This window comes from Pontibacter sp. MBLB2868, from assembly GCF_051904785.1.
Classification (GTDB): Bacteria; Bacteroidota; Bacteroidia; order Cytophagales; family Hymenobacteraceae; genus Pontibacter.
Map to the genome: position 1 here is coordinate 4386888 of NZ_CP196710.1, position 26638 is coordinate 4413525.

Sequence of the window (26638 nt, forward strand, 5' to 3'; positions counted from 1 at the left end):
GAAGATACAAGACACAAGACCTTGTTTTGCCAGCGCTGCTGCAAAGGTCAGGCTGATTTTGGCAAAAGTCAAACCTAGGTCGGTTGTTAATCCGATGGAAGGTCAAATTATCGGCTTAAAATTGGAAACAAGGAGGTATTCTTCTGCTGTTCCGGATGTATGCATCCGGAACTATACCAATGGCGGATGTTTCTGCGCGTTTTATTTCTGAAACAGGACCTAGGAAATATTATGTTTTCAGACTGACAAGTCAGAAAGAGCGCTTAATTTATAAATGGAGTAGGGGTGAGTAAAAAGCACCTTTAACTTATAACTCAGAATTCAAAGTTACTAGATATAGTATGAAAGGAGAAGGCACAGTAACCCCTTTGATGAAGCAGTACAACGCTATAAAGGCGAAGCATCCGGGAGCCTTGCTGTTGTTCAGGGTTGGAGACTTTTACGAAACATTTGGCGAAGATGCCATCAGGGCCAGTAAGATTCTGGATATCGTACTGACAAAGCGCGGAGCCGGCTCGTCATCTGAAACAGCCCTGGCTGGTTTTCCGCATCACTCACTCGACACGTATCTGCCAAAGCTGGTTAGAGCCGGAGAGCGTGTGGCCATCTGTGATCAGCTGGAAGACCCAAAAACAGTTAAAGGCATTGTGAAGCGCGGCGTTACAGAGCTCGTAACACCGGGTGTTTCCTTTAACGACCAGGTGCTGGAGCGCCGCAGCAATAACTACCTGGCCGCAGTGCATTTCGGTAAAACGGAGACAGGCGTTTCCTTTCTGGATGTCTCTACCGGTGAGTTTATCACAGCACAGGGCGATAAGAATTATGTTGGCAAGTTGTTGCAGAGTCTGGCTCCTTCGGAGGTGCTGTTCTGCAAACGCGAGAAAGAAACCTTTACGGAGCGTTACGGCCCTGACTTCCGCTATTATGCGCTGGACGAGTGGGTATTCAAGTATGATTTTGCTTATGAATCCCTGACACGCCAGTTTGGGACGGCCTCCCTGAAGGGTTTTGGCATTGAAGGTATGACCGAGGGTATTATTTCTGCCGGGGCTATCCTTCATTATCTTTCTGAAACACATCATCATGAGATCAGCCACATTGCTACCATTTCCAGGCTGGAAGAAGACAAGTATGTATGGCTGGATAGATTTACGGTTCGTAACCTGGAGCTGGTATTTCCGCAGCACCAGGAGGGTGTGCCGCTTATCCAGGTGCTGGATCAAACCGTAACCCCCATGGGTGCCCGTTTACTGAAGAAGTGGGTAGTGTTACCGTTAAAAGATGTAACTCAGATACGCCGCCGTTTGGATACGGTAGAGGCGCTGACACAGCACAGGGAGCTACTCGAGGAGCTAACGCAGCACCTGAAGCAGATAAATGACCTGGAGCGCCTTATATCTAAAGTGGCAGTGCGACGGGTTAACCCAAGGGAGTTAGTGCAATTGTCGAAAGCCCTGGATGCTATTCTGCCTATTCAGAAAGCATTGGCTCTAAGTGATATTGCTCCCCTGCAAAAACTGGCTGCTCAGCTGGCCCCCTGCGACGGACTTCGTGAAGAGATCAAGAATGTGCTGAAGCCGGAGCCGCCTATGCTCACAAACCAGGGCAACATGATCAACGATGGCATTCATGCGGAACTGGATGAGCTGCGTGCTATTGCTTTCTCCGGTAAAGATTACCTGGCGCAGGTACAGCAGCGTGAGGTTAAGAATACGGGAATTACATCGCTGAAGATAGCATACAACAAGGTGTTTGGCTATTACCTGGAGGTAAGCAATGCACACAAGGAGAAAGTGCCGGCCTCCTGGATACGCAAACAGACGCTTGTAAATGCAGAACGCTACATTACCGAAGAGCTCAAGACATACGAAGAGAAGATACTGAATGCCGAAGACAAGATCTATAGTATAGAATTCGGCCTGTTTAATGAGCTGGTACTACATGCCCTGGATTACGTGGCACAGGTACAGCAAAATGCCAAGGTGATCGGTGTGATAGACTGCCTCTCTTCCTTTGCAGGTACAGCGTTGGCCAGTAATTATGTGAAGCCTGATGTGAACGACAGTCATGTGCTCGATATTAGGAAAGGGCGTCATCCGGTTATTGAAAAGCAGCTGCCTTTGGGAGAAGCTTATGTGCCCAACGATATTTTCTTAGATAACGAAGAGCAACAGGTGATCATCATCACAGGTCCTAACATGGCCGGTAAAAGTGCGCTGCTTCGCCAGACGGCCCTGATCGTGCTGATGGCACAGATAGGATGTTTTGTGCCGGCAGATGCGGCAAGTATTGGGATTATCGATAAGATATTTACCCGTGTGGGTGCTTCGGATAATTTATCTAAAGGTGAGTCTACTTTTATGGTAGAGATGACGGAGACGGCCAGCATTCTGAACAACCTGTCGGACAGAAGCCTGGTGCTGATGGATGAGATCGGGCGCGGCACAAGTACGTATGATGGTATTTCCATAGCTTGGGCTATTGTAGAACATCTCCATAACCACCCCAAGTATAAAGGCAAAACGTTATTTGCCACGCATTACCACGAACTGAACCAGTTGGCAGAGGAGCTGCCACGTGTAAAGAACTTTAATGTGTCAGTGCGCGAAGCAGGAGGCAAAATTCTGTTCATGCGTAAACTGGTGCCCGGGGGCAGTGAGCATAGCTTTGGTATTCATGTGGCTCAAATGGCAGGTATGCCAAACAGCGTGGTGCTACGTGCCGATGAGATCATGCACCACCTGGAGAAGGAGAAGGTGTCAGAAGATGCGCCGCAACAACGCATGAAGACGGTTCCGAAGCAAAACTACCAGTTAAGCATGTTTGAGGTAAATGACCCGCAGATGCAGCGCGTGAAGGAGCTGATGGAGCAACTGGATATTAACACGATTACCCCTGTAGAAGCCCTGCTAAAATTGAATGAACTGAAGCTTCTGCTGCAGGATAAAAAGCAGGAGGCGCTTCGATAGTTTACATACTTGTGCCTCGCCTGTAGTACATTTATGCCTTGTGCAACACCGGGTGAATCTGTTTGAAGAACTTTTTTGAATTTTTTCTTCCTGAAAATCAGCCTAAAAGGGCAGGGGGTGATAAATTTTTACGGCAGGCTATTGACATGTTAGATTTTGTCTATATCTTTGCAACACTAAATCACTACGGCGGTTTGGTGATAACAAAAGCGGGAGTAGCTCAGTTGGTAGAGCGCGACCTTGCCAAGGTCGAGGCCGCGGGTTCGAATCCCGTCTCCCGCTCAGGCAAAATACGAACAGGAGACGTTGTCTAATAACAACGTCTTTGTTTTTTGCAGAATTCACTTCAGAGAACGCTCTGAAGGTTGCCGGGATGGTGGAACTGGTAGACACGCAAGACTTAAAATCTTGTGAGCGCAAGCTCGTGCGGGTTCGATTCCCGCTCCTGGTACTAATTTTTAACAAAAAGCCCCTGTGAATAAAATTCACAGGGGCTTTTTGTTTCTATCTGGCAGCTGCCGGTTTCTCTCACAGCTTCAAAATTCAGATCTTATACACCTATAAATAACAAAGGCTCCCTTACCGGGAGCCTTTGTTATTTATTTTTGAAAGGTTCATTTAAATGTAAACTTTTCAACTTTTAGCCAATCTGTTTTACGGGAGTAACAGTTGAAAAGTTGTTGTTTTATAAAAAATATGCGATTTATTTTTATAACTCATTTACGCTTATGGGGCAGATCAGAAGTAACAATAAGTATTTTTTAATACTACTCCACATTACCAACTACTAGTGCAAATTCATTTTCTCTTCAAAATGCAATTTAGAAGTTGAAGCAATAATCATATTAGCTATATAAAAAAATATAACAATTTATTAGTTTAATAGTAAGTGTTTAAATGTACCATGTTATCTCTGTACCCGATGCACCTTAGTGTGATATGGTACACAACATTATTAAAGTTGAATGAAGCCACTTAACAGCCCAGTTATGAGAATAAAAGAACTTGACGCGTTGCGAGGGCTTGCTGCCTTAGGTGTTTTTCTATTTCACTTCCAGCTGTTTGACTATGGGTACCTTGGTGTTCATTTATTCTTTATTATTTCAGGGTTTGTTATTTTCCTGACAGCCAATAGCGTAAAGAATTCCTCAAAATTTGTGATAGGTCGTTTTTCAAGGTTATATCCAACCTTCTGGGTATGCCTACTGATAACCTCCTGTGTTCTGTTTTTTAGCGGACAAAGCATCACTACTTCCCAGATTGCCGGAAATTTCACTATGTTTCAAGCTTTTTTGGGAATCGAGAACATTGATGGAGCTTATTGGAGCCTGACTGAAGAACTGGTGTTTTATATGATCGTTTTCGTATCGCTAGCTTTAGGCATAATAAAGCGTGTAAAAGTTTGGGCAGGTTTTATGTTGTTGGCTGCTCTGGCAGGCTTAATGTTAAATACCGAAATACTGTTGCAGAAGAACCTGCAGGATGTTGTGAAGTATTTTGGCCTTTTTGTGGCTGGAATTATTTTCTATAAAGTGCATGCCGTCCAAAAGCTTAGTCTGTTAAGTTGCACGGGGTTATTAGTTTGCCTTGGCATTACAGTGCAGTATTCTTTCGGAAAGCACCTTGCTTATTTTAACCCGCTTTACGAGACACTGATCATAATGACCTTTTTTGGGTTATTTACGCTGTTGGTGCTCGGAAAACTGGCTTTCCTGAACAAATTTAAAGGGCTGTTATTCTTCGGTAAAATATCTTACCCTTTTTATCTATTGCACCAGGAAGTAGGGCTGGCATTCCGTCACCTCTTTGAGACAGAAAACATACTAGTGCACATTGGTTTAGTGGTATTGATCTTTGCTGGCATAACATTGTTAGCCACTGCTATAAACAGATACATTGAGAACACGGCTTCTTACGCTCTAAAAAAGTATCTGCAATCCAGGGAACCAGGGAAAGTATGGAATCAACTGCTCTTCAGGAAAAAAAATACAGCTACTCCAATAGTAGTAGCCCAAACCAATAATATAGATGATACAACAACCGCCACCAAACGCCTGATGTTGGAGAGGATTAAACGGAGCTAGGGAGTGTTAATTACCTGGATAAGTCCTTGGAGCGATTGGCATCAATAGCGATAAGGATATAAAGCAGAATAGTGAATGACCACAGCGATGATCCTCCATAACTAAAGAAAGGTAGCGGAATACCAACTACAGGTGCAAGGCCAATCGTCATGCCAACATTAACCAGAAAATGGAAGAAGATGATGGAGGCCACACAATACCCATAGGTTCGCCCAAAAACAGACCTTTGGCGTTCTGCAATGGCTACGATCCGTGTAAGAAGCAGTATAAATATACCGATCAGGACAGTGCTCCCTAACCAGCCATGTTCTTCCCCGATGGTACAAAAGATAAAGTCAGTGCTTTGTTCTGGCACAAAGTCAAATTTGGTCTGAGTGCCCTCCAAAAAACCTTTCCCCCAGAAACCACCGGAGCCGATAGCAATTTTAGACTGGGTAACATTCCAACCATAGCCCAGAGGGTCCGCCTCCGGATTAATAAGGGCCTGAATACGGTTTTGCTGGTGCGGCTGCAGGATGTTATTTACAAAATAGTCCACACTGAAGATCATTCCCACCACTAACAGGAGCATCGCTACCATCGTTTTAATGCGGCGTAGCAGTCGATAATCTAAAGCAATTGCAAGGCCCATCAGCGCCGTTATCCCCAGGATCAGGTATAGCTTTGGCACCAGCAGGGTAAGTATGAAAATAGCGGCTGCAGAGCCTCCGATGATCAGTATCAGCGGTGACATCCCTTCCCTGAAAAAGGCAAGTATAAACGCGCCAAACACAAGGGCAGAACCTGTTTCGTTTTGAAGGATGATGATAACCGGCGGTAAAAAGGTGATAGCAGCCAGAACCATCTGGTCCTTAAATTTTTGCTGTCGCAGGTTTATACTACCCAGATACTTGGAGACAGCCAGGGCCGTAGCGAATTTTGCAAGCTCAGCGGGTTGTAAACGTATGCCTCCTCCCAGGTCGAGCCAGGACCTGGAGCCGGCAATAGGCTTAGCAATGACCAGCGTTACGAGCAGCAACAGAATAATGCCCCCATAAATAGGGTAAGCGAGGTGCTCATATACTTTATAGTCAACAATGAGGATAACCAGTATCAGGAATAGCGAAAGGCCAATCCACAGCAGCTGCTTGCCCGAGTTAATATCCATGCTAAAGATATTAACGATGTTATCAGGGCTATAAACAGCGGCATAGATATTCATCCATCCCAGGGCCACCAGCAGGAAGTACAACAGGATCGTTACCCAATCCATGTGCTCAATTATTCGACGCGAGGTACGGCTGCTGCTTGGCGCTACTAGTCTATCTCCAAGTACTTTCTGCTCAACACCCATTGTTCCATTGATTTTCTAGACACAGAGTCTGTTAAATATTTTTCTATCATCAGTCCGGCAATAGGTGCCGCTGACTGTGCGCCAAAGCCTGCATTTTCTACATACACAGCAATAGCGATCTTCGGATTTTCTCTTGGTGCAAAGGCAACAAATACGGCATGGTCCTTACCCTGCGGGTTTTCTGCGGTTCCTGTTTTGCCACACACAGCAATACCTAACTTTTCAAGAGAGGCATTACGGCCCGTACCCGACGATACTACCTGCGCCATACCTTCGATAACTGGTTCAAAATGCCTTGCCTCTACAGCAGCGTAATGCTTTTGCTGATACTCTGGCAGCGGCTTTCCATTTTCGCCTATGGAGCGGATGATGTGCGGTGTCACATAATAGCCTCTGTTTGCAATGGTTGCCATAAAGTTTGCCATCTGCAGGGGGGTAACACCTAACTCTCCCTGGCCTATACTTAGTGAATAGATAGTAGAGAACTTCCAGCGGTTTTCGCCATATATTTTATTATACATGGCAGGTGAGGCAATAATGCCCTGTTTTTCATTTGGAAGGTCAATACCGAGTTTTGTGCCGAAGCCGAAGCTTGTAATTTTTTCACGCCAGTCACCAAGACCAATTGCTGTGTCTTTAAAGGTATTGCCAGACTTGCCCTGGTTAACAACCGCCCTGAATACCTGGTAAAAGTATGGATTGCAGGAGGTCTTGATTGCTATGGAAAGATCTGTTGGTGCCTGGTGTGCATGCGAACACTTTACCAGGCTCTGGTTACATGGGAAGCCCGTATTGGGAGTAATGATGCCATCCTGTAAGGCAATAAGTGCCTGCGCCAGCTTAAAAATAGAGCCAGGAGGGTTACTACTCGCCATGATCGGACGATTGAACATCGTTTTGTTAGGGTCGGACAGCAGGGACATGTAGTTCTTGCCGTAGTCTTTACCGGTAAAGAGGTTAGGGTCATAAAAAGGAGAGGAGACATAGGCCAGCACTTCACCCGTTGAAGGCTCTATAGCTACCACACTCCCTTTAGCTCCGTTCATTAAAAACTCGCCATAGGCCTGGAGGTCCAGGTCAATGGTGCTTACAAGGTTTTCGCCGGCTACGGAAAGGGTATCATAGGCACCATCTTTAAAAGGCCCTTTTTCTATACCCCGTACGTTCACCATTTTATACTTTACCCCTCGCTTACCCATCAGGAAGTTCTCGTACTCCAGTTCTATACCGCTTTTTCCGATATAGTCACCGGGCCGGTAGCCCTGGTAGGTAGAGTCTTCCAACTGCTTTGGGCTGATCTCAGCAATATACCCTAAGGCATGTGCCAGGCTCTGATGCGGGTAGCCGCGGGCAGTACGTGCGTTAATGTAGAAACCGGGAAAATCGATCAGGTTATCCTGAATATGGGCAAAATCCTGTGTGGTAAGTTTCTGATAGAAGATAGAAGGTTGCACATACGAGAAGGTGCGCGCCTTTTTAAGACGTTCACGAATGTCCTCGAGAGGCAGCTGCAGTAAGTTGCTTAGCCGAAGCGTATCCAGTTGTTTTACCTCCTTCGGGATTACCATCAGGTCGTAAACAGGGGTGTTTTGGACCAGTAACTTCCCTTTGCGGTCGTAGATCAGGCCCCTAAACGGGTATTGGATAATGGTTTTGATGGCATTGGTCTCAGCGGCCTGCTTGTAGCTGCTGTCTACAACCTGGATGTAAAAAAGGCGCAGGGCATACACGACGCCTACCAGTAAAAAAATGCCTTGTATGACGTACTTTCTATTCTCTAGGTATTTCATTTATATTCTACTAGTTCTCTTGGGTGAGAAGAACAGTAACTGTAGTATGATTACAACTACTCCGGTGAATAGGGTGCTAACCACTATCTTTAACAGCGTGTAGAACAAATCATCAAAGCTTATCTTTTCCAGGAAAAATACAGCTGCGTGATGTATAAGTAAGAGTATGAATGTATAGGTTAAAAACCAGCCTTTGCCCATCACATGAATGTTCACCGAGTCATTGATGTCGTAACCGTCGCGGGGGGTAAGAAGGTTCAAAATATGAGGCCGGAGAAAAGCGAGTAAGACGCTGGCAGCTGCATGGATTCCCATGGTGTCATAGAGCACATCAATTGTAAAACCCAGCAGAAAACCTAAAAAGAGTAACAGCAGGCGATTGATACCCAAAGGCAGAAAAAGCAGAAAAGCTACATAAATATAGCAGAAGCCTGTTCCATAGAGCACCAGGTTATCCATCAGCAGGATCTGCAGTGCTACAAACAGGATAAACTGTAAGATGTTCGTTAAACCTAAGCTACTCTTCATTTGGAAGTATACCTGCGTTTTGTTCTAATTCTTCACGCTCCTCTTTTACCGTATTCTCGATCACGTACACATAAGAGAGCTGTGCAAAATCTACGGCCAGTTTTACACGGATAGTATAAAAACTCTTATCCTGCTCCTTTTCTATAGAACTGATAGTGCCTACTAGTATGCCTTCCGGAAACACAGTGTTATAGCCGCTGGTAACAATAGTGTCGCCTTTAGCCGGCTTAACGTGTAAAGGGATGTAATCTAGCAGGGCAGTCCGGTAGTCGCCTCCTGTCCATTTAATGGTGCCGAAGGTATTATTTTTCTTTATTTTGGCAGAGATCAGCATCTGCGAATGCAGCAGCGAAGTGGCTGTAGAGTAATTTTTAGATACTGTTTTGATCCTGCCAACAACTCCATTAGGAGAAATTACCCCCATGCCAGGCTGAACGCCGTCTGCGGTGCCTACTGCAAGGGTCAGGGTATTATTAGAACGCCGGATGGAGTTATTGATAACACGCCCGGCATGCAAAATATAAGGACTAGCCTGTAGTGTATCTGTTAAAGCGAAGAAAGTGCTATCCAGGGTGCTGGTGCTGTCCACTAACGCAGCTTGCTTATAGCGCATTACCTCTCCCCGAAGGGCAGCGTTCTCCTTGGCTAACGTCCGGTTTATAGTCGTTAGCCTGAAATAATCGGTGATGCCACTCTGAAAATCAAGTACCTGCCCCACGTATTTGTTTGCTGAATTAAAGAAGGCTGCCCCCTGATACGTGTTATAGCGCACGATCATGATAACACACAGCACTTCCAGCAATACAAATACAAGGAAAGCACGGAACCGGTATATAAAAGCAAATAGATTCCGCATTTAGTCCCCTTATGTTAGCAGGACGTTCTTAAACCCTTCAATATTTTTGATGGCAGCTCCCGTACCACGCACTACTGCTCTAAGAGGATCCTCGGCAATGTGAATCGGAAGCTTGGTTTTAGCTGCCAAACGCTTGTCAAGGCCACGCAGCATGGCGCCACCACCTGTCAGGTGAATACCATTGTCGTAGATATCGGCAGAGAGTTCCGGTGGTGCAATTTCAAGTGCTTTCAGAACAGCCTCTTCAATTTTAGATACCGACTTATCCAGGGCAATAGCGATCTCCTGGTAAGTTACCTTGATCACCTTCGGGATGCCGGTCATCAGGTCACGGCCACGGATCTCATAGTCAGCCGGAGGGTTCTCTATTTCTGTAAGCGCAGCGCCTACTTCAATTTTGATCTTCTCGGCAGAACGCTCTCCGATCAGCAGGTTGTGCTGGCGGCGCATGTAATCTAAAATGTCTTTTGTAAACACGTCACCGGCAATGCGGATAGACTGGTCGCAAACGATACCGGAAAGGGCTATTACGGCAATCTCTGTCGTACCACCCCCGATATCCACGATCATAGAGCCGATTGGTTGCTCTACATCAATACCGATACCGATAGCTGCTGCCATTGGCTCCTGTATCATCCATACCTCTTTGGCACCGGCATGTTGCGCAGAGTCACGAACGGCACGTTTCTCAACTTCAGTGATGCCAGACGGAATACAAATTACCATGCGGTGCGAAGGCTGGAACAAACGGCGGCCTGTATCGATCATTTTGATCATACCACGAATCATTTCTTCGGCAGCATGGAAGTCGGCAATTACACCATCTTTCAGCGGACGAATTGTTTTAATGTTTTCGTGTGTCTTTTCGTGCATCTGCATGGCGTTGCGGCCAATAGCAAGTACCCTTCCCGTTGTCCGGTCAACTGCAATGATCGATGGCTCGTCTACTACAATCTTATCATTGTGAATGATAAGGGTGTTGGCAGTGCCCAAATCAATCGCTATATCACTAGTTAAAAAATTGAAAAGTCCCATTTTATAGAAGTGCAGGCGCGTCCAGCCCGTTTATATTTTAAATATACAATATTTTTAGTCAAAAACTTGCGGCAAAATTAGTGAAATTCAGCGGAATTAATAGTGTTACTGATGTTCCAATAATTTAATCCTGCATTTTTATTTATCTGTTGCTACTTAACAACAGGCGTATTGTAGCATACAACGCAGATAAATGCGTAAAATTTAAAAAGAGTGCCTTAATTGATACAATTATTTTAAATTTTCTCATTAAAAAGAAGCCCCGGTCTATTTTTAGACCGGGGCTTCTTTTTAATGAGAAGTGCAATTTTTTAATGCTTAAAGTGACGGACTCCAGTCATGACCATCGCCATATTGTGGGCGTCGCAGTAGTTAATGGAGTCCTGATCTTTGATAGAACCTCCAGGTTGCACTACCGCTTTAATCCCTGCTTTGTCGGCTATCTCCACGCAATCCGGGAAAGGGAAGAAAGCATCGGATGCCATAACTGTCTTGCTAATATCAAAGCCAAAGCTTTTTGCTTTGTCAATGGCCTGCCGTAATGCATCCACGCGCGATGTCTGGCCAACGCCGCTGGAGAACATCATTTTGTCTGTGGCCAATACGATGGTGTTAGATTTTGTGTGTTTGCAAACCTTGGCCGCAAAAACCAACGCTTTTTTCTCCTCCGGAGTTGGCTCCCGCTTGGTTACTGTTTTGAAGTCAGCTTCTGTTTCGGTGGCCAGATCCTTGTCCTGTTCTATCACACCGTTCAGCAATGTCTTGAACTGCTTTTTCGGAAGTTCAACATTGTTTTGCTTTAGCAGGATGCGGTTCTTCTTTGACTTAAGCAGTTCCAAAGCGTCGGCATCAAATGCTGGCGCAATCAGCACTTCAAAGAACAACTTATTCAATTCTTCGGCTGCAGGCAGGTCTATGGTTCTGTTCGCGATGATCACCCCTCCGAAAGCAGACACAGGATCAGAAGAAAGCGCAAGCAGATAGGCCTCTTTAATTGTTTCGGCAGTAGCGCAGCCGCAGGCATTGGTGTGTTTTAGAATAGCTACAGCCGGTTCTTCGAACTCAGCTCCTAAGGCTACAGCTGCATCTACGTCAACCAGGTTGTTGTAAGAAAGCTGCTTGCCGTTCAGTTGCTCGAAAAGCTCATCCAGTTTGCCATAAAAGGTGCCTTTCTGGTGCGGGTTCTCCCCATAGCGCAACGGGGTGGCCTCACGAATACTTTGCTTGAATACCTGCTCTTCTTCACCGGAGTTCAGGTAAGTAAAGATATGTGTATCGTAGTGCGATGAGATGTCGAAGGCTTTGGCGGCAAAACGCTTGCGGTCTTCCAGTTCAGTGGCGCCGTTTTTGTTTTTTAAAAGTTCCACCACTTCCCCATACTGGTCTCTGGAGGAGACAATCAGTACATCCTTGAAATTTTTGGCTGCTGCACGGATAAGTGAGATTCCACCTATGTCAATTTTCTCGATCACATCTGCCTCTGATGCTCCTGATGCCACTGTTTCCTCGAACGGGTATAAATCTACAACCACCAGGTCAATTGGCGGGATCTCAAACTTTTCGCGCTCCGACAGGTCGCTGTCGTTGTCGCGGCGGTGCAGGATGCCGCCAAACACTTTTGGGTGTAATGTTTTTACACGGCCTCCAAAAATAGAAGGATAGGCAGTCAGGTCTTCAACAGCTACTACATCAGCTCCTTGTTCTTCGAGGAACGTTTGCGTGCCCCCGGTAGAATAAATGGTAACATTGTGCTGTTTCAGAAGCTCAACAAGTGGCTCCAGGCGGTCTTTGTAATAAACCGAAATAAGTGCGGATTTAATTTGAACGGGTTGCATGGGTTTGCTTGTATGGGTTGATGTTGGATTTACAATTCGTCTTTTTCGAGCAACAGTTTTTCTACCACCAGGGGCAGGTACTTATGCTCCAGTTGCAGAACGCGGGCTGCCAGCTCTTCCGGGGTATCTTCCGGGTGTACCGGGCAGTATTCCTGAAGTATAAATTCGCCTTTGTCATACTCTTCGTTAATGCGGTGGATGGTAATACCAGACTCTGAATCACCTGCCTGAACCACAGCAGTATGTACGTTAAGGCCATGCATCCCTTTGCCGCCATACCTCGGGAGCAGGGCAGGGTGTATGTTAATGATCTTGTCAGGAAAAGCGTGGAGCAGGCTTTGAGGCACCAGCCAAAGGAAACCAGCCAGAACAATAAGGTCAGGTTTAAACTGCTGTACTTGCCTGAGTACTTTATCGGAGTTGTAAAACTCGTCCCTGGAAAACAAAAGAGCCGGGACGTGGTACGTCTCGGCTCTTTGAAGGGCATAGGCTTTCGGGTTGTTGGAGAACAGTGCAGCCACACGTATCTCCGGGTGGCGCTCGAAATGCTCCAGCAGACGCTGGGCATTGCTCCCCGAACCTGAAGCGAAAATGACTATATTTTTCTTATCTGGTCGTTTCAAAAGTATAAAATTGCTATGAAGCTGCAAATATAGCGGGTTTAGCTATAGTTTGAGCAAGCATACTGCATGTTTTATAAGGAAGCGCTTTAAATAATAGGTCTACTACTAAAACAGAACGGGAGCACTTTTGAAAGCGACTATGACTGCCTGCCGTTATAGTTCAGCTATATATTTCAGCAACTGGCTTAAATCCTCCTTCTCATTTAAGTTAAATTTCTGATTTTTTATGTATTTCTTGATCTCTGACTTATGTTCCGGAAACATTCTCAGTATACTGGCCCGGGTAGCAGGCATGTATTGGGTTTTATCTGCAATAAAGTAAGAAGACTTAGCGGAGTAAATGAGGCTTTCGTTTTGCTTTAACCTGTTCTGAGTGTCACCGATATTCTGGTTGCTACTGGAACTTGTAGGAGATGTTGTACTGGATTCCATGCCAAAAGCTCCTACGTTTTTTATGTTAGTTAATTCATACCTTTCGTTTACAAAAAGCTTCTTGTCATCGTATTCTTCCAGCAGTTTTAACAGGTTTTCGCTCTCCGGATCATAATAAAATATATCTGTTCCAAAAATGGCCTGAGTAACATCATACATGTTAGCTAATGCCAGCGTGTCCTTTTTACTGTTGATAAATTCTATCTCTCCGGTAAGCATGTTATAGTTCAGGTTGCCTACAGTGGTTCTGCCATTTCTGAACGAAACAGTCCCATCCTGAAAATCAGGATAATAATAGGCCTCACTTCTGATGTCAGCGCTAAGTTTGCCTGAGGTGGGCTTTACCTTGATCTTATCAGGCCTTTGGGCATGTGCCTGGCCTGCGGCTATGCAAAGCAGGCATAGCATGATTCCACTGAGCTTGTAGAGTAGTTTTGGATGAAGCATAAGTATATGTTTAGGTGAGATTGAACCGATAGGTAAAGGCTTTGGCTGATATACCTGCTAAAGTAAGGTAACGGCAACTATTCGAATCTACGGAATTTGTAGGAGTTCGACAATTGTTATGGTTTTAAATTGCTGCTGGTCAGGAAGGTTTGCACCCGCTTATAAGCATTAACCCCGGGACGGGCTTTTTGCTTTTAAAGACCAGGTAAATCTGAATTCGGCTACCTGCTCGTTTTGTTCATCTATACCCCTGCTTGTGGCAACTACTGTAACACCTTCACCGGTAGCTTTCGTATGGTCGGCGGCTTCCTGCACACGTTTTCCGTCTTCGCAGATAAAGGTGATCCTGCCTACTGCCTTCTTCGTGAAATCAGCCTCCATGTGCACAACAAGCATTGATACAGCCGGGTCAGATTTATACACGTGCATCATACACAGCACACCCGTAGAAAGCTCAGCGGCCATGCTCAGGCATGCAAAGTAAATAGAGCCAAAAGGGTTTTTGGTAAGGTATTTATAAGGTATGGACACCATGGCGCGCTCTTCAGTCAACGACTTTACCCGCAGATCGGCCATATAGGCCATTGGCAGCTTCGCGAGCATGAACAGGCGGAACTTAGCGGGTGAGGCTACGAGTTTCTGAAAAGCTGCTACTGATTTTGTTGGTGTTGCCATGGTATAGGATGTTTTGCCTGCCCGTTTATACTAGTAATACAAAGCTTGTGTGAGTTAACGGTACTGTAATATACTATTTTATGGCAATAAATGGCACTGGCTGCCACAAAAGAGGTCAGGTTGCTGTATTGCAATACTTACACACCCCCTGAGCAGAAAAGTGCAGGCGCTCGATCTGGTATCCATCGGGTAGGGCAGTGGCAGGGATCAGCACTTCATCGAGGCAGAAAGTTTGTCCGCAACTGTTGCAGTTAAAATGGATATGGTTATCGTGGTGCTGATGAAGAGAGCATGCCTCTTTGCAAAGGGCATACTTCACAGAGCCGCTTACATCGTTTATACTATGCACCAGTCCCTGCTCTTTAAATGAATATAAAGTGCGGTACAGCGTTACCCGGTCATAGTCATCTCCCAGAAGCTTTTCCAGGTCAGAGTGCGATAAGGCAAACGGATTTTGCAGAAAAAGCTCCAGCACATCTACTCTACATCCTGTTTTGCGCAGGTCATATTTCAGCAGTAGTTCCTGCGCCTGTTTTCTGAGTTCCTTTTGTTGCTGTACCATATTATCACAAATATAACGTTGTCCCTGATTATTCAATCAAGAGGAGCCTTAAATCCATTGTAACGAGAAGCAATGGAAGGCTTGAAAATGAATAGTTTAAAAAATATGCATTGATTATAAGTGATTTATAGACTTTTTGCTATATATACTCCATTTTTTTGAATCAATATTCAGAATGTACGTATGTATACAGGCAGAACAAGTATGGCTGCTATATTAAGATTAATCAAATATTTATATCATCGAAAACCTTTTCAAATGAAAACATCTCTACGTATTGGAATTACTTTACTATTAGCAATGGTGGTGCAGGGATACGGATTCGCCCAATCTGTTGCAACAACCCTGGGAGGACTTACAAATGTAAGAACTGGTATAACCGAAGAATTCACTGTAACCACGCAAGGAGGCAGTGAGCAGATGGTAAGAGGTAAATTTGACTTCACCCCTTACCAGGAAGGCGACATTGTGCTGCAATACAAAGCTCCCGGCGCTCAGGAATATACTACCCTGGCAACTGACCCTACCGGTATTATTATGTTTGGACCAGAAACCGGCTTTACTTTTCCGGCAACTGCCACAACACATGATTTTAAGATCTTTATTAACAGAGCCGACACCTACAACTATACACTTGATCTGGTAACGGTAGAAGCAACACCGCAAACAGTAGCTACAACAAATGGCGCTGTTACTGTAACTACTCCTACTCAGTTCCCTACTATAGATGGTACGCTCGATGTCGTGGCACAGCAGAAAGGCCTTGTAGTTAATCAGGCGGATGAGTGGCAAATACTAGTAAATGCCAATGAGTTTGCAGGGGTTAAAGGTAATATACAGGTAGTATTGGCAAACCCTGCGCAAAGCGCAAACATAACGCTGCTCTACGATGCCAAAAGAGCTACCACCACAGGCGGCGATCCTGACTTTCAGCCTTTAACTTTTAATGAGCAAGGTATTGCCACTATCGGACCTGCAGAAGGAGAAGTATTAACTGCCGATGGAATTAACCAACTCATGAAAGCCAGCTTCACGCAAGCAGGTACCTACTCTTATACTTTACGATTCAGAAGAGACGAAGGCACTACTCTTGCTTCAGTGCAAGAGACAGTAACTGTATCAATTGTAGCTGGCATTGATGATATGATCGGCAACAGCCGCATTACGGTTTACCCAACTATCACCAACGGCAGCGTACGCATTGATTTGGGTGATGTACGCAATGCCAGCATTGCTGTAACAGACATGTTGGGCAGAACGGTGCTTCGAGTTGATAGTGCCGCGGGTTCTGTACAGCTGAACACAGCGGAATTAGCTAAAGGAACTTACTTCATCAAGGTCATCAAAGGAAATGATGTTGCCGGAAGCCGCTTCATTGTAAGATAAACCTCATTACATAATGGATATTCTAAAAGCCTACAGAGAACTCTGTAGGCTTTTAGCTGTGTAGTATACCGATCAAATATAATACTATGACTTCTTTTGTTTTGATCATGACCATGCGTATTGATAATTTTAATTAAATAATTTATATATTTGAGTATAGTAGTATCTATACTTATGACGAATTTTTTAAACTTAGAAACAAAATTTATGAAAACACTTCTACGCTACATGGCGGTTGTTCTGCTACTTGTAAGCTTAGTAACGCAGGTGCAAGCAAGGGTAACCACTGCAACCGTCAGCACCACCCTGGATGATCTAAGCGTTGTCAGAGCTTTGGCGCCTACCCCATTTGTTTTAAGCATCAGGAAAGGCGACGTACCTGAAGGTACAGAGTTTAAAGGTGTAGTAAAGCTTACCGGTGATAACGCTGCTGCACAAGCATCGGAAGTAAATCTGGAGTATAGCCTGGATAAAGGCCTGAACTGGGTCTCCCTGCCCCTGAATGCTACCGGGGAGGCTACCTTTGGTAATTATCCCATCAATGACTACGACATCGATTTCAGAGTAACATTTCAGAACATTGGTACCTACAATTATGCATTAGAATTACAGGATGTCGCAACTACTGCGGTGCTAGCCTCACAGGCCGAATCAGTGACAGTAACTTTTAACGAGCCGACCATCAACAGCACGTTGGATAACATCAGCCAGAATGATGTTATTGCCACCGGTGCCGATGTATTATTTGAGGTATTTTTAAAAGCAGAAGGTAGAGCCGGTGAAACTGTAACAACAAAGCTCATACTCGATAACCCTGCTGATCGCAGCAAGTTTAAATTAAAGTATGCCACTAACTTAGCAGAAACCGAATTTGAAACCCTGCAGATTGGTGAAGACGGTGTGGCTGTCTTCGGCCCTGCAGAAGGATTTACCCTGGCGGACATGGAACAGCTTTTCAAGATAAACTTCTCCGAACCGGGGACTTTTTCTTATACTATACAGGTGCTGAAGGGGGAGGACGTGCTAGGTTTCTCAAACGAGACGATTACAGTTGTTGAGGGCAACGCTTCCATTGCCAGTACCCTGGATGATAAGATAATCAGGAAAGACGTTGTACATAACTTTACAGTAGAAATAGGCAAAGGAGCCTGGGGAGCAGACACGAAGTACCGTGTAAGAGTTACACTTGCTGACCCGGCGCAAAGAGCAGCCTTTAGTCTGGCAACTGCCGAAGGCACTCCGGTTAGTCTGGCCTTTAACGACAATGGTGTCGCTTATTTAGGTGATGTAGAGGGTTTAGCGCTTACCGAGGATGTTGCTATAACCCTGAAAGCAACTGCAACGGAATACGGAGTATACAATTATACGCTGGAACTGCTCCGGGTAATAGCAGACCGTGACCCACAGGTTATTGCAAAAGCTGAGGAAAACGTAACCGTTGCCTACGTTGATGCAACCATTGCCTCGACGCTTAACCAAAGGGAAAATGTTAAAACTACAATGCTGCAGGATGTAAATGTAACAACTGTGGCAAACGACGACGCTGGTGCTACTGTACGTGTAAAACTGACGTTGGCAGATGCCACGCAGCGTGACAATGTAGCCCTTAAATACCGTACGGATGAAGGAACATTCGCCCCACTACCAATCAACGAAAATGGTGTAGCTTACTTTGGTCCTGCAGAAGGTTTCCCGTTAACAGATGCAACAACAGCTATCAGGGCTACTTTTAACGAAGCGGGTACTTATGTTTATACCTTAGCCGTTGTAACTGCAGGTGGTACCGAGACAGTTGTTGCCTCCAAAGAGGAGCGTGTACTCGTTGCTGCTTTCCAGGATGCTACTGTAGCAACTACGTTGGCCAACCAGCAAATCAGCAAAGACGCTGCTACGATGTTCTCTATTACCTCAACTGCTGGTGATGTTGCTCCGACCACATTGGTGCGAGGCCGCCTTACCCTGGCTACTCCTGCTAATGCCACACATGTTATGCTGGAATACCTGGATGCGGATGGGACAACTTACCGACCTATCACTATTGGTGCCGATGGTGTTGCGCTGATAGGGCCTGAGGCAGGCATGGCTCTTAGCCAGATAAACGGTTCTGCTTTCAGAGTGGCCTTTGATGCTGCCGGATCTTATACGTACACACTGAGTTTGTATGAAGTAGACGGAGGTAAGGTGGTAGCAACTGCAACTGAGAGCGTGGAAGTTGTCGCGCCAACTGCAATTACCAAGGGGACTGAGAAGAGTGGCTATGCCATTTACCCAACACTTGTAACAAGTATTGTAAAAATTGATCTGGCTGATGCCAGAAACGCCAGCATCCAGATAATTGACATGATGGGGCGTACCATTATTTCAAAAAGCAATGTGGGTGGTATTGTAGCTCTCGATCTGAGCCAAGTTGCGAAAGGAACTTACGTGGTGAAGATCCAGGATGGTAGCCGCGTAAATACACAGCGTGTGGTAGTGCGTTAAGTATAAAGATTGCTTCTACAATAAAGGCTGACGATATATCGTCAGCCTTTATTTTTATGTTGAGTCCGTAGTTTACCTGACAAATAGCATCGAAAGAATGCCGGTAAGCATAATAAGCTTGTTCAGGTTGCTGAGGTAAGTGAAGTCTCTTTTCTTGTCAGCACGTGTCAGTTTTATGATCAGCCATATGCTCGGAAGCAATACCAGCAGGAACATGTAAACATCAAAAAACAACCTGGTTTTAGGGTGTAGTATCACTACAATTAAAAAGGAGAGAAAAATAGTGATCAGCGGGTAAAGCACAAGTTTTGTATTGCGCAGGCCCGCGACAATAGGCAGGGTGCGGCAGTCAAACGAAGCATCTCCTTTTACATCTTCCATGTCTTTGATGATCTCGCGGATAAGTGAGATAAGAAAGGCAAACAAGGCATATCCAAGCGTTATCTTGTTAAGCGTATCAGCATAAACGGCTACTACAAGTAACATGGAGGCAGAAAGCAGGGCAACTACCACATTGCCGATCAACATCATTTTTTTAAGCCTGGCAGAGTAGCCCCAAAGTAAAAGTACCGCCCCCAGGTTTATCAAGCCAACAGGTATGGTCAGGTAAAGACCTATTGCCACACCAATAAAGGAAAGTATGATGTGGGCAAACATAGCTCTGCGGCGGCGAATTGCTCTACCCACTAAAATGCGGTCCGGTCTGTTGATCGCATCTATCTTCACATCATAGTAGTCATTGATGATGTAGCCCGCAGCGGCAATACACACAGTAGCGAAGGTAAGGAGAAGGAATTCTGTTTCCAGCACTTTCCCCCAGTTCACCCCATCTCCTAACAAACAAGCCTGCACCAATGCCTGGCTGAGAATGACCAGTACAAGATTGGGAAAACGGATTAGGTGTAGTAATGCTTTCACTGATGAGGTTTTATGACGCTTGTAAAGTTACGCCACAGCAGTAAAAAGACAAGTGAGTAGTCCTGAAATAGGTTGACTATTTATTGATTGCACAAACATTGTTAAAAAAGCTCAAACATCCACCAAAGGTGTTTGAGCTTTTTTGTTGTAGGACTTAAGTTTGATTTCCTTTTGCTGATGCATTTGGACCGGTGTTAGCATGTGGCAGCTCAGGTGAGGTCTGCTATTGTTATAGACACTAATGCTTTGAGCAGCTTGCTGCATTGCTTCGCTGATGTTGTTAAGTTGCTGTGATAAGCCGAACTCATCTTTGAGGATGCCATTTACGCGTTCTGCAATCGCGTTCTCGTACGGATCGCCGTTCTCGGTCATGCTAATGGTGATGTGGTTATCCTTCAGGTGGTCCGTGTACAGCTTACTGCAGTACTGTAGCCCTCTGTCGGAATGATGTATAAGTGCCTGGTCATTGTATCTCCTGTTCATGATGGCCATTTGTAGCGCTTTCAACGTAGAGGCAGCCTCCATGTTTTCGCATAGTTCATACCCCATGATCTGCTTGGAATATGCATCTGTTATCAGGTGCAGATACCCATGGCCGTCTTCACTAGTGTCGATATAAGTTATGTCAGCGACCCATACCTGTTCAGGCCGGACAAGCTCAATGTCTTTGATGAGATTGGGGTACTTGCGCATCCAATGCTTTGAGTTGGTGGTGACCGTATAGCGCCTTCTTTGGCAGACGAGCAGTCCTTCCACCCTGAGCAGGTCAAACAACTTATCTCTACCGATGCCAATCTCATTTTTCAGCAGAAAATGCAGCTTTCGGGTTCCCAGCCGTGGCATCTGCCGGCGCAGGCCAAGCACTAGCTCCCTGGCTCGTTGCTGCTTGTTCATTACTGAAGAATGCTGGGCTTGCGCTTTATAATAAGCTTGTTTGCTATAGCCAAACAACGCACAGAACGTGTTTACTTTTCTTGGGTAGGTTCTGGCAAGCTCCCGGATTGTTTGGCTCCGTCTTTTTTTAAGATACTGATCCCTTCTTCTTGTTCGGCAATCTCGATCAGCTTTTCATAGGCAACCAGCTTCAGCTTGGCGTCTGCCAGCTGTTTCTCCAGGTCTTTGATTCGTTGCTTTTGCGGGTCTTTCATCGGGCGGCCCAAGGCACCTGCTTTTGGGTAGTGCAATTTACCATACCTGCGGCACCATTCCAATACCCGCGAGTTGCCTTTGATGCCATACTTGGCCTGGATTTGGTCTTTGTTCAAAAGCCCTTGCTCATACTCGGCCACTACAGATCGCCTGAAGGCCTCACTGTACTTAAACTGCGGGGCCGCGCCTTTTACTTTGATTACTTTGTAACTCATGCTGTTGACTGTTTTTTAGTCAACTTTTTTTAGGACGTGACAAAGAAATAAAAAAAGCCCTTGTGTTTAGCAAGGGCTTTTCTGAAACGGTGAAGTATATGACTAAGATATTCTTTTCACGTTTACAGCGTTGATTCCTTTTTTACCTTCTTGAGTATCAAACTCAACGCGGTCATGCTGCTGAATCTGAACGCCGTTAAGGCCGGTAACATGCACAAAGAAATCTTCATTTGTATCGTCTTCAGTGATGAATCCGAAACCTTTTGATTCCATAAAGAATTTTACTTTTCCTGTCTTCATAAAAGTTAAAAAATTATTGGTAATTAATTCCTTCGTAAACTAAAAATTTATTTTAATATATACAATAGGATATTAAAATAAAATTTATATTCAATTGTATGAAAAGGATAACACAGGATTACCAGGTATCCTGCGCTTTCATAATTTTTTCTATCAGTTCACGCACAGCTCCTCTTCCTCCATCTTTCGTTGCGATGAACGTTGAGATCTCTTTTATGTCATCTGCTGCATCAGCCGGACAGGCCCGGAACCCGCAGCGTTGCATCACTTCAAAGTCTGGCATGTCGTCGCCCATATAGGCTACCGTGGCCGGGTGTATGCCCTGCATGTACAGGTAATCTTCGAAAACCTCAGTTTTCTCATCTATTCCCAGGAAGATGTTTTCGATACCTAGCTGCTCCAGGCGCTTCCTGACTCCAGGTTCGTTTTTGCCGGATATAATAGCCACATGATAGCCCTGGCTAATGGCATGTTTAATGGCAAAGCCATCCTTGATGTTAAATGCCCGCACCTGCTCCCCATCTGCGAAGCTATACAGAAAGCCATCGGTTAAAACACCGTCAACATCAAATATAAAAGTGTTGATGCGGGTAAGGTCAGTTTGAGTTATCGCCATAATACAGGAAAATAAAAAAAGGTTCTTTACAAGAAAGAACCTTTAAAAATATATAATTTATACGATATTCATACAATGAGCAGGATGTAAATTAATCCTGGTTGTCGCGCCACTCGTACACCCAGGCTGCCTGTATCTGCTCCAGGTGCCCTTCATTGGCCTGCTCTCTTGTGCCTTCAAAGTTTGGCAGCGATAGTACCCATTCCAGCAGTTCTGTAAAGCGAATGCGATATATTTTAGATTCCGTGAAATCGTCGCCAAACTTCTCATACAATGCCATGGCTATGTCTTCATAGTCATTCCAGTGAATTGGCGGTTCGTAGCTTTTGTTCATCTCTTTATTAATTTACGTTTATCGTTGCTGATAAACGGGTACAAGTAGTTGATTGAATTTGTTAATGACCCAGAAAATCCTGCTCCGGAACAGTTACTACAATGTCTTCGTTGCCCTGCACTACACACTGGCAACCTAACCTGGAGTTAATGCGCGGATCTACGGCACGGTCAATATAGTCTTCTTCTTTGTCAGAAATCTCCGGAAGGTCATCCATGCCGGCTTCAATGTATACATGGCAGGTGCTGCATCCGCACACGCCACCACAGTTGTGCTGCAGCTTGATGTCATTGTTAAGGGCAACATCCAGTACCGATTCTCCCTCTACCGCAGGGTGAACCTCATCTGGTGAGCCGTCAGCAAACTTAAATGTTATATTTACAACTTTCATCTCTTTTTCTATTTAGGCTGCAATTTACGAAGCATGATAGCCGAATCAAAGTAAAGGATTGGCTTGGGTACTGTACTTTAACAGGTATGGTACTAAATAGTTGTGCCTGCTGAATGCCCCTTTTTCCCTGTTTCCTGAATACTGACTGTTAAATTCTGGTACAGCGCCTGCAGGTCCGGGTGCCGCTGCAGCATCTGCAAATGTGCCTGAATTACATTTGCATCGTGCCGGATGGCTGGGCCTGTTTGTACTGTGTACGGGTTCTGCTGCGCCGCTTTTGCAATGGTTTCTTTGATAAGTGGAAGTAACAATTCTGTAGGCAGGCCTGCCTCCTGCAACAGCTGCTGACTGATGCCCAGCAGGTGATTAGTGAAATTGCAGGCGAATACAGCGGCTAAATGAAGCTGCTGTCGGGCTGCGGAGTCTACTGGAAGTACACGGTGGCTGATACTTAGGGCAAGTTCTTCCAATTCCAGCTGCGTATGCTCGTGGGTAGCCTCAACCAGGATAGGGACCTGAGCCAGGTCTATGGGTTTTACTTTCGAGAATGTCTGCAAAGGGTAAAAAACTCCTGTGCTGGCCCCTGCAATGTTACCCAGCATGCTTAGCGGTTGCGAGCCGGATGTGTGAGCTACAACAGTGCCGGGTTTTACTTTTATTTGCTCAGCTACAGTAGCCAGGGCTGCATCCGGAATAGCAATCAACACTATTTCAGCTTCAGTTTGGTGCAGATCGAGTGAGGTGGTCGGCTGTGCGTCGGGCAACCTATATGCCAGCGCTTTACTGCCAGCCATTGTGCGGCTGTAAACGGATATGATCTGATGACCTGTAGTTGCCAATGCCTGTGCCAGGTGCCAGGATACGTTTCCAGCGCCAATAAATGCTATTTTCCTGCTCTTTACCGCTAACATAAAACTATTATACTGTGCTAAATTAAGAGGTATAGGTCTGTAAAGCAAAAAGCCCTTGCTGTGGCAGCAAAGGCTTTTTGAGTATAAGAATAGTTTTTAAGCTGTCTGTACTTTCTTGTTTTGCTTAAACTTACCACTTACTTTTTTCTTATCGGTACCCTCCTGGTTGCGTCGGACAATAGCCATTATAAAGCCTATAGCCATAATGATTGTTCCGATCCAGAGGATGTTGACGAAAGGCTTTTCCATTGCCTTCAGAATAACATAATCCTTTTGGGTAGCATTAACGCCTATCTTAAACTTGTTACTCTCTGTATCGATGTTCATAAAGGTGATGCGTAGACCCAGGTCAGCTACTTCTTCCGGTAAGCGGCCCATCATCTGGTCTTTGATCAGAAGTACCGGGTGTGCATGGTAGTTCTTGTTCTCACCCATTATCTTCATGTCTGCTTGCACAGCCACATCACCTTTCTTAAGCTCAACACCCGGCACTTTTTCAATCCGCTCGATGCCATTGAAAATAGCAACGTAATCGTTCAGGATAAGTGTGTCGCCGGCTGTTACTTCATACTCTTTCAGCTCGCCCCAGTCTTTTTCTTCGTTAGGGTTAGGCACAGAGGATATGTGTGTGTACAAGTCTTTGTCAGCAAAGTGTTTGATGTCCGGTGAAGCTAACAATCCCATGTTTGGGTTAACCTGTGCGCGTGGGTAAAGCGTAAATGTTTTATCGCCCTCACGCTCTTTGTACTTCACCTGGTAGAAGATATTTTCAGGTGACAATAACTCCAGGGTATCCCCGGTTTCAAAGTATACTTTATCGCCTGCTTTTATCTGGCCCCGTGCAATTGCTTTATATTCATCTGCTGTCGGGAAAAGGAGTTCGCGGTTTACGTATCCTGGCACGCCAATAATCTCCTGAAACTGCCCATGGTAGCTTACGCTATACTTATCCATGTTTACAGGTGTATTGCGCCACAGCAGTACGTTGTCACGGTTCACATCATCCGGAAACTCACGCGAGTAAACCATGCCTGATGTATTCTGCGAGATAATATTAGAGTAACCCGAAGAGAAAAGTATACCGATCAGCATCAGGGCAATACCAATATGCGATACGGCACCACCTGAAAGAGATACCTTTTTGTGCAGCAGCGTCAGGATGATGCTTAGGTTTGCGAACACGGCAAATAAGGCAGCAACAAGTAGTGTGATATAAACCGGGTTGTCAATAGTTTGATTGTTAAGCACCCCTAGCTTAGACAGTACTATTACAAGGCTGGCAAACAATAAGGTAAGCATTCCCGGAAGCATAACAGCATCCAGAAAACTGCCTTTCTCACCTTTTCTCCACCACAACAACTGACCAATGCCTGTAAGTATGGCTACACCTACACCTGCCCAAAGCTGGAATTTAGTATAGTGTGCGATCTGGTCTGCAGGCAGGGCAATATTAGAGTCGATGCCGATAAAGCCGAGGAATGAGTTGTATACCGGAATGGAAGTAGTGACCAACACCTGGAAACCTGCCAGGCACAACACTGCAGCCCCGATAAATACCCAGAATTCACCACTATAGGTTGAGAGCTCCTTATCAGTTGTCGGTATCTTTTTCCAGTTGTAAGCAAGCAGGGCAACAGCCATTACGGTGAAAACTGCCAGGTACGCGAACAGCTGTCCTGAAAGGCCTAAGTCAGTGAAAGAGTGAACCGACGCATTGCCAAGTATACCGCTACGAGTCAAGAAAGTAGCATAAAGTACAAGTATGAAAGAGGCAATTACCAGTATGTAAGATGCGATCAGTCCGGACTTGCCACGGCGATACGCTATCATTGTATGTATTGCGCCAACCAGCACAAGCCAAGGGATGTAAACAGCGTTCTCAACAGGGTCCCAGTTCCAGTAACCACCGAAGTTAAGTGTCTCGTATGCCCAGTAAGCGCCCATAACGGTACCTACACCCAACACAACACCGGCAAACAAAGACCATGGGAGTGCGGGCTTCACCCACTCTGTTAATTTGCCTTTCCAGAGGCCAGCCATTGCAAAAGCAAAGGGAACCAGGGTAGCAGCGAATCCTAAAAACAGGGTAGGAGGGTGAATCACCATCCAGTAGTTCTGTAGCAGGGGGTTAAGACCTGTACCATCTTTTGGTACAAAATCAGGGTCCATGGCAAACACGGGAGCGTCTGTCATGAAGTCGCGCATTAGTATAAAGGGAGAAGAGCCGATCTTAAGGTCACCTATCACCACACCCAGAATCATGGACGTGAGGAAAAGCTGCACAAAAGAGAACATGGCCATAACCGGTGCTTCCCATACTTTGTTCTTCTTGCCGCCATTGATCAATACTACTCCCAGTACTACATGCCAGAATATCCAGAGCAGAAAAGAGCCTTCCTGGCCTTCCCAGAAGCAGGAGATCATGTAATAAACTGGCAGATGGTTAGAAGAGTGGCTCCAGGCGTAATAATATTCGTATCGGTGCTCGTAAATAATATTGAACAGCGAGAAAATAATCATAAGAACGGCGGCCCCGTGAACATAAAAGGCGCCACGTGCCATGTTACGCCAGCTTTTGTCGCCGGTAGCCTCTACTGTGGCCCTGGACGCCATAAAATATGCGTAAGAGGATACAATTGCCGCCACAAAAGCGACGATCACACTCACATGTCCAATATCCCCGATCAGCGTATTAATCATTTTTAAGAGTTAAAAGTTTATGGTTGAGAGCTATGAGTTGAAGAAGTATAAGAGCTATCACTACTAAC

The 26638-nt window shown here is 45.3% G+C and carries 22 protein-coding genes and 2 tRNA genes; 6 read left to right on the forward strand and 18 right to left on the reverse strand.

What is annotated here, in order from left to right; genetic code table 11:
- Window positions 1–341 precede the first annotated feature (341 nt).
- The 4 genes from mutS (at window position 342) to ACSX1A_RS18820 (ending at window position 5053) form a co-directional block, all read left to right on the forward strand.
- On the forward strand, window positions 342–2969 hold the full coding sequence (gene mutS, locus ACSX1A_RS18805) for a DNA mismatch repair protein MutS (RefSeq protein WP_439881180.1): 2628 nt from the start codon (window positions 342–344) through the stop codon (window positions 2967–2969).
- Window positions 2970–3178: 209 nt separating this feature from the next.
- Window positions 3179–3251, forward strand: a tRNA-Gly gene (locus tag ACSX1A_RS18810).
- Between the two features lie 85 nt (window positions 3252–3336).
- Window positions 3337–3420, forward strand: a tRNA-Leu gene (locus tag ACSX1A_RS18815).
- A 538-nt stretch (window positions 3421–3958) separates the two neighbouring features.
- Window positions 3959–5053, forward strand: coding sequence for an acyltransferase family protein (locus tag ACSX1A_RS18820; protein WP_439881181.1), 1095 nt, complete (start codon window positions 3959–3961; stop codon window positions 5051–5053).
- 10 nt (window positions 5054–5063) lie between these two features.
- Here ACSX1A_RS18820 and rodA read toward each other — a convergent pair whose 3' ends face one another.
- The 10 genes from rodA to ACSX1A_RS18870 all read right to left on the reverse strand — a co-directional run bounded on the left by rodA (window position 5064) and on the right by ACSX1A_RS18870 (window position 15169).
- The gene (gene rodA, locus ACSX1A_RS18825) at window positions 5064–6386 is read right to left on the reverse strand and encodes a rod shape-determining protein RodA (RefSeq protein WP_439881182.1); all 1323 of its coding nucleotides are present in this window, start codon (window positions 6384–6386) and stop codon (window positions 5064–5066) included.
- Entirely contained in the window at window positions 6350–8176 is a 1827-nt protein-coding gene (gene mrdA, locus ACSX1A_RS18830; protein ID WP_439881183.1) for a penicillin-binding protein 2, read from the reverse strand. Before mrdA ends, rodA begins: the two co-directional genes overlap by 37 nt.
- Window positions 8177–8704, reverse strand: coding sequence for a hypothetical protein (locus ACSX1A_RS18835; RefSeq protein ID WP_439881184.1), 528 nt, complete (start codon window positions 8702–8704; stop codon window positions 8177–8179).
- On the reverse strand, window positions 8694–9560 hold the full coding sequence (gene mreC / locus ACSX1A_RS18840; protein WP_439881185.1) for a rod shape-determining protein MreC: 867 nt from the start codon (window positions 9558–9560) through the stop codon (window positions 8694–8696). Before mreC ends, ACSX1A_RS18835 begins: the two co-directional genes overlap by 11 nt.
- A 9-nt stretch (window positions 9561–9569) precedes the next feature.
- Complete coding sequence (locus ACSX1A_RS18845; protein ID WP_439881186.1) at window positions 9570–10595, reverse strand: rod shape-determining protein; 1026 nt, start codon at window positions 10593–10595, stop codon at window positions 9570–9572.
- Window positions 10596–10906: 311 nt separating this feature from the next.
- Window positions 10907–12430 carry a bifunctional phosphoribosylaminoimidazolecarboxamide formyltransferase/IMP cyclohydrolase gene (gene purH, locus ACSX1A_RS18850; RefSeq protein WP_439881187.1) on the reverse strand — a complete coding sequence of 508 codons (1524 nt, stop codon included), beginning with the start codon at window positions 12428–12430 and terminating at the stop codon, window positions 10907–10909.
- 29 nt (window positions 12431–12459) lie between these two features.
- Window positions 12460–13053, reverse strand: a complete 594-nt coding sequence (gene purN, locus ACSX1A_RS18855; protein WP_439881188.1) for a phosphoribosylglycinamide formyltransferase — start codon at window positions 13051–13053, stop codon at window positions 12460–12462.
- Window positions 13054–13206: 153 nt separating this feature from the next.
- Window positions 13207–13932: a hypothetical protein gene (locus ACSX1A_RS18860; protein WP_439881189.1), complete on the reverse strand. Its 726-nt coding sequence runs from the start codon at window positions 13930–13932 to the stop codon at window positions 13207–13209.
- Window positions 13933–14100: 168 nt separating this feature from the next.
- The gene (locus tag ACSX1A_RS18865; RefSeq protein ID WP_439881190.1) at window positions 14101–14607 is read right to left on the reverse strand and encodes a PaaI family thioesterase; all 507 of its coding nucleotides are present in this window, start codon (window positions 14605–14607) and stop codon (window positions 14101–14103) included.
- Between the two features lie 115 nt (window positions 14608–14722).
- Window positions 14723–15169 carry a Fur family transcriptional regulator gene (locus ACSX1A_RS18870; protein WP_439881191.1) on the reverse strand — a complete coding sequence of 149 codons (447 nt, stop codon included), beginning with the start codon at window positions 15167–15169 and terminating at the stop codon, window positions 14723–14725.
- A 258-nt stretch (window positions 15170–15427) separates the two neighbouring features.
- Between ACSX1A_RS18870 and ACSX1A_RS18875 the strand changes: the two genes are divergently transcribed.
- Window positions 15428–16555: a T9SS type A sorting domain-containing protein gene (locus ACSX1A_RS18875; protein WP_439881192.1), complete on the forward strand. Its 1128-nt coding sequence runs from the start codon at window positions 15428–15430 to the stop codon at window positions 16553–16555.
- A gap of 207 nt (window positions 16556–16762) precedes the next feature.
- On the forward strand, window positions 16763–19036 hold the full coding sequence (locus ACSX1A_RS18880) for a T9SS type A sorting domain-containing protein (RefSeq protein ID WP_439881193.1): 2274 nt from the start codon (window positions 16763–16765) through the stop codon (window positions 19034–19036).
- A gap of 72 nt (window positions 19037–19108) precedes the next feature.
- On the opposite strand, the gene ACSX1A_RS18885 is transcribed toward ACSX1A_RS18880, so the two are convergent.
- The 8 genes from ACSX1A_RS18885 to ccsA all read right to left on the reverse strand — a co-directional run bounded on the left by ACSX1A_RS18885 (window position 19109) and on the right by ccsA (window position 26570).
- Entirely contained in the window at window positions 19109–19954 is an 846-nt protein-coding gene (locus tag ACSX1A_RS18885; RefSeq protein ID WP_439881194.1) for a geranylgeranylglycerol-phosphate geranylgeranyltransferase, read from the reverse strand.
- 111 nt (window positions 19955–20065) lie between these two features.
- Window positions 20066–21318 (reverse strand): IS3 family transposase gene (locus ACSX1A_RS18890; RefSeq protein WP_439881195.1). Its coding sequence is split into 2 segments (ribosomal slippage): window positions 20066–20970 and window positions 20970–21318, totalling 1254 coding nucleotides; the frame shifts between segments, so codons are not numbered across the junction.
- Between the two features lie 102 nt (window positions 21319–21420).
- Window positions 21421–21618, reverse strand: coding sequence for a cold-shock protein (locus tag ACSX1A_RS18895; protein ID WP_439881196.1), 198 nt, complete (start codon window positions 21616–21618; stop codon window positions 21421–21423).
- 118 nt (window positions 21619–21736) lie between these two features.
- Window positions 21737–22234, reverse strand: a complete 498-nt coding sequence (locus ACSX1A_RS18900; RefSeq protein WP_439881197.1) for a KdsC family phosphatase — start codon at window positions 22232–22234, stop codon at window positions 21737–21739.
- Between the two features lie 91 nt (window positions 22235–22325).
- A complete protein-coding gene (gene iscX / locus ACSX1A_RS18905) occupies window positions 22326–22568 on the reverse strand; it encodes a Fe-S cluster assembly protein IscX (RefSeq protein ID WP_439881198.1) in 243 nt (80 codons plus the stop codon).
- Window positions 22569–22629: 61 nt separating this feature from the next.
- Window positions 22630–22959, reverse strand: coding sequence for a 2Fe-2S iron-sulfur cluster-binding protein (locus ACSX1A_RS18910; RefSeq protein ID WP_439881199.1), 330 nt, complete (start codon window positions 22957–22959; stop codon window positions 22630–22632).
- A 92-nt stretch (window positions 22960–23051) separates the two neighbouring features.
- Window positions 23052–23870 carry a Rossmann-like and DUF2520 domain-containing protein gene (locus ACSX1A_RS18915; RefSeq protein WP_439881200.1) on the reverse strand — a complete coding sequence of 273 codons (819 nt, stop codon included), beginning with the start codon at window positions 23868–23870 and terminating at the stop codon, window positions 23052–23054.
- 96 nt (window positions 23871–23966) lie between these two features.
- Window positions 23967–26570: a cytochrome c biogenesis protein CcsA gene (gene ccsA, locus ACSX1A_RS18920; RefSeq protein WP_439881201.1), complete on the reverse strand. Its 2604-nt coding sequence runs from the start codon at window positions 26568–26570 to the stop codon at window positions 23967–23969.
- Window positions 26571–26638 lie beyond the last annotated feature (68 nt).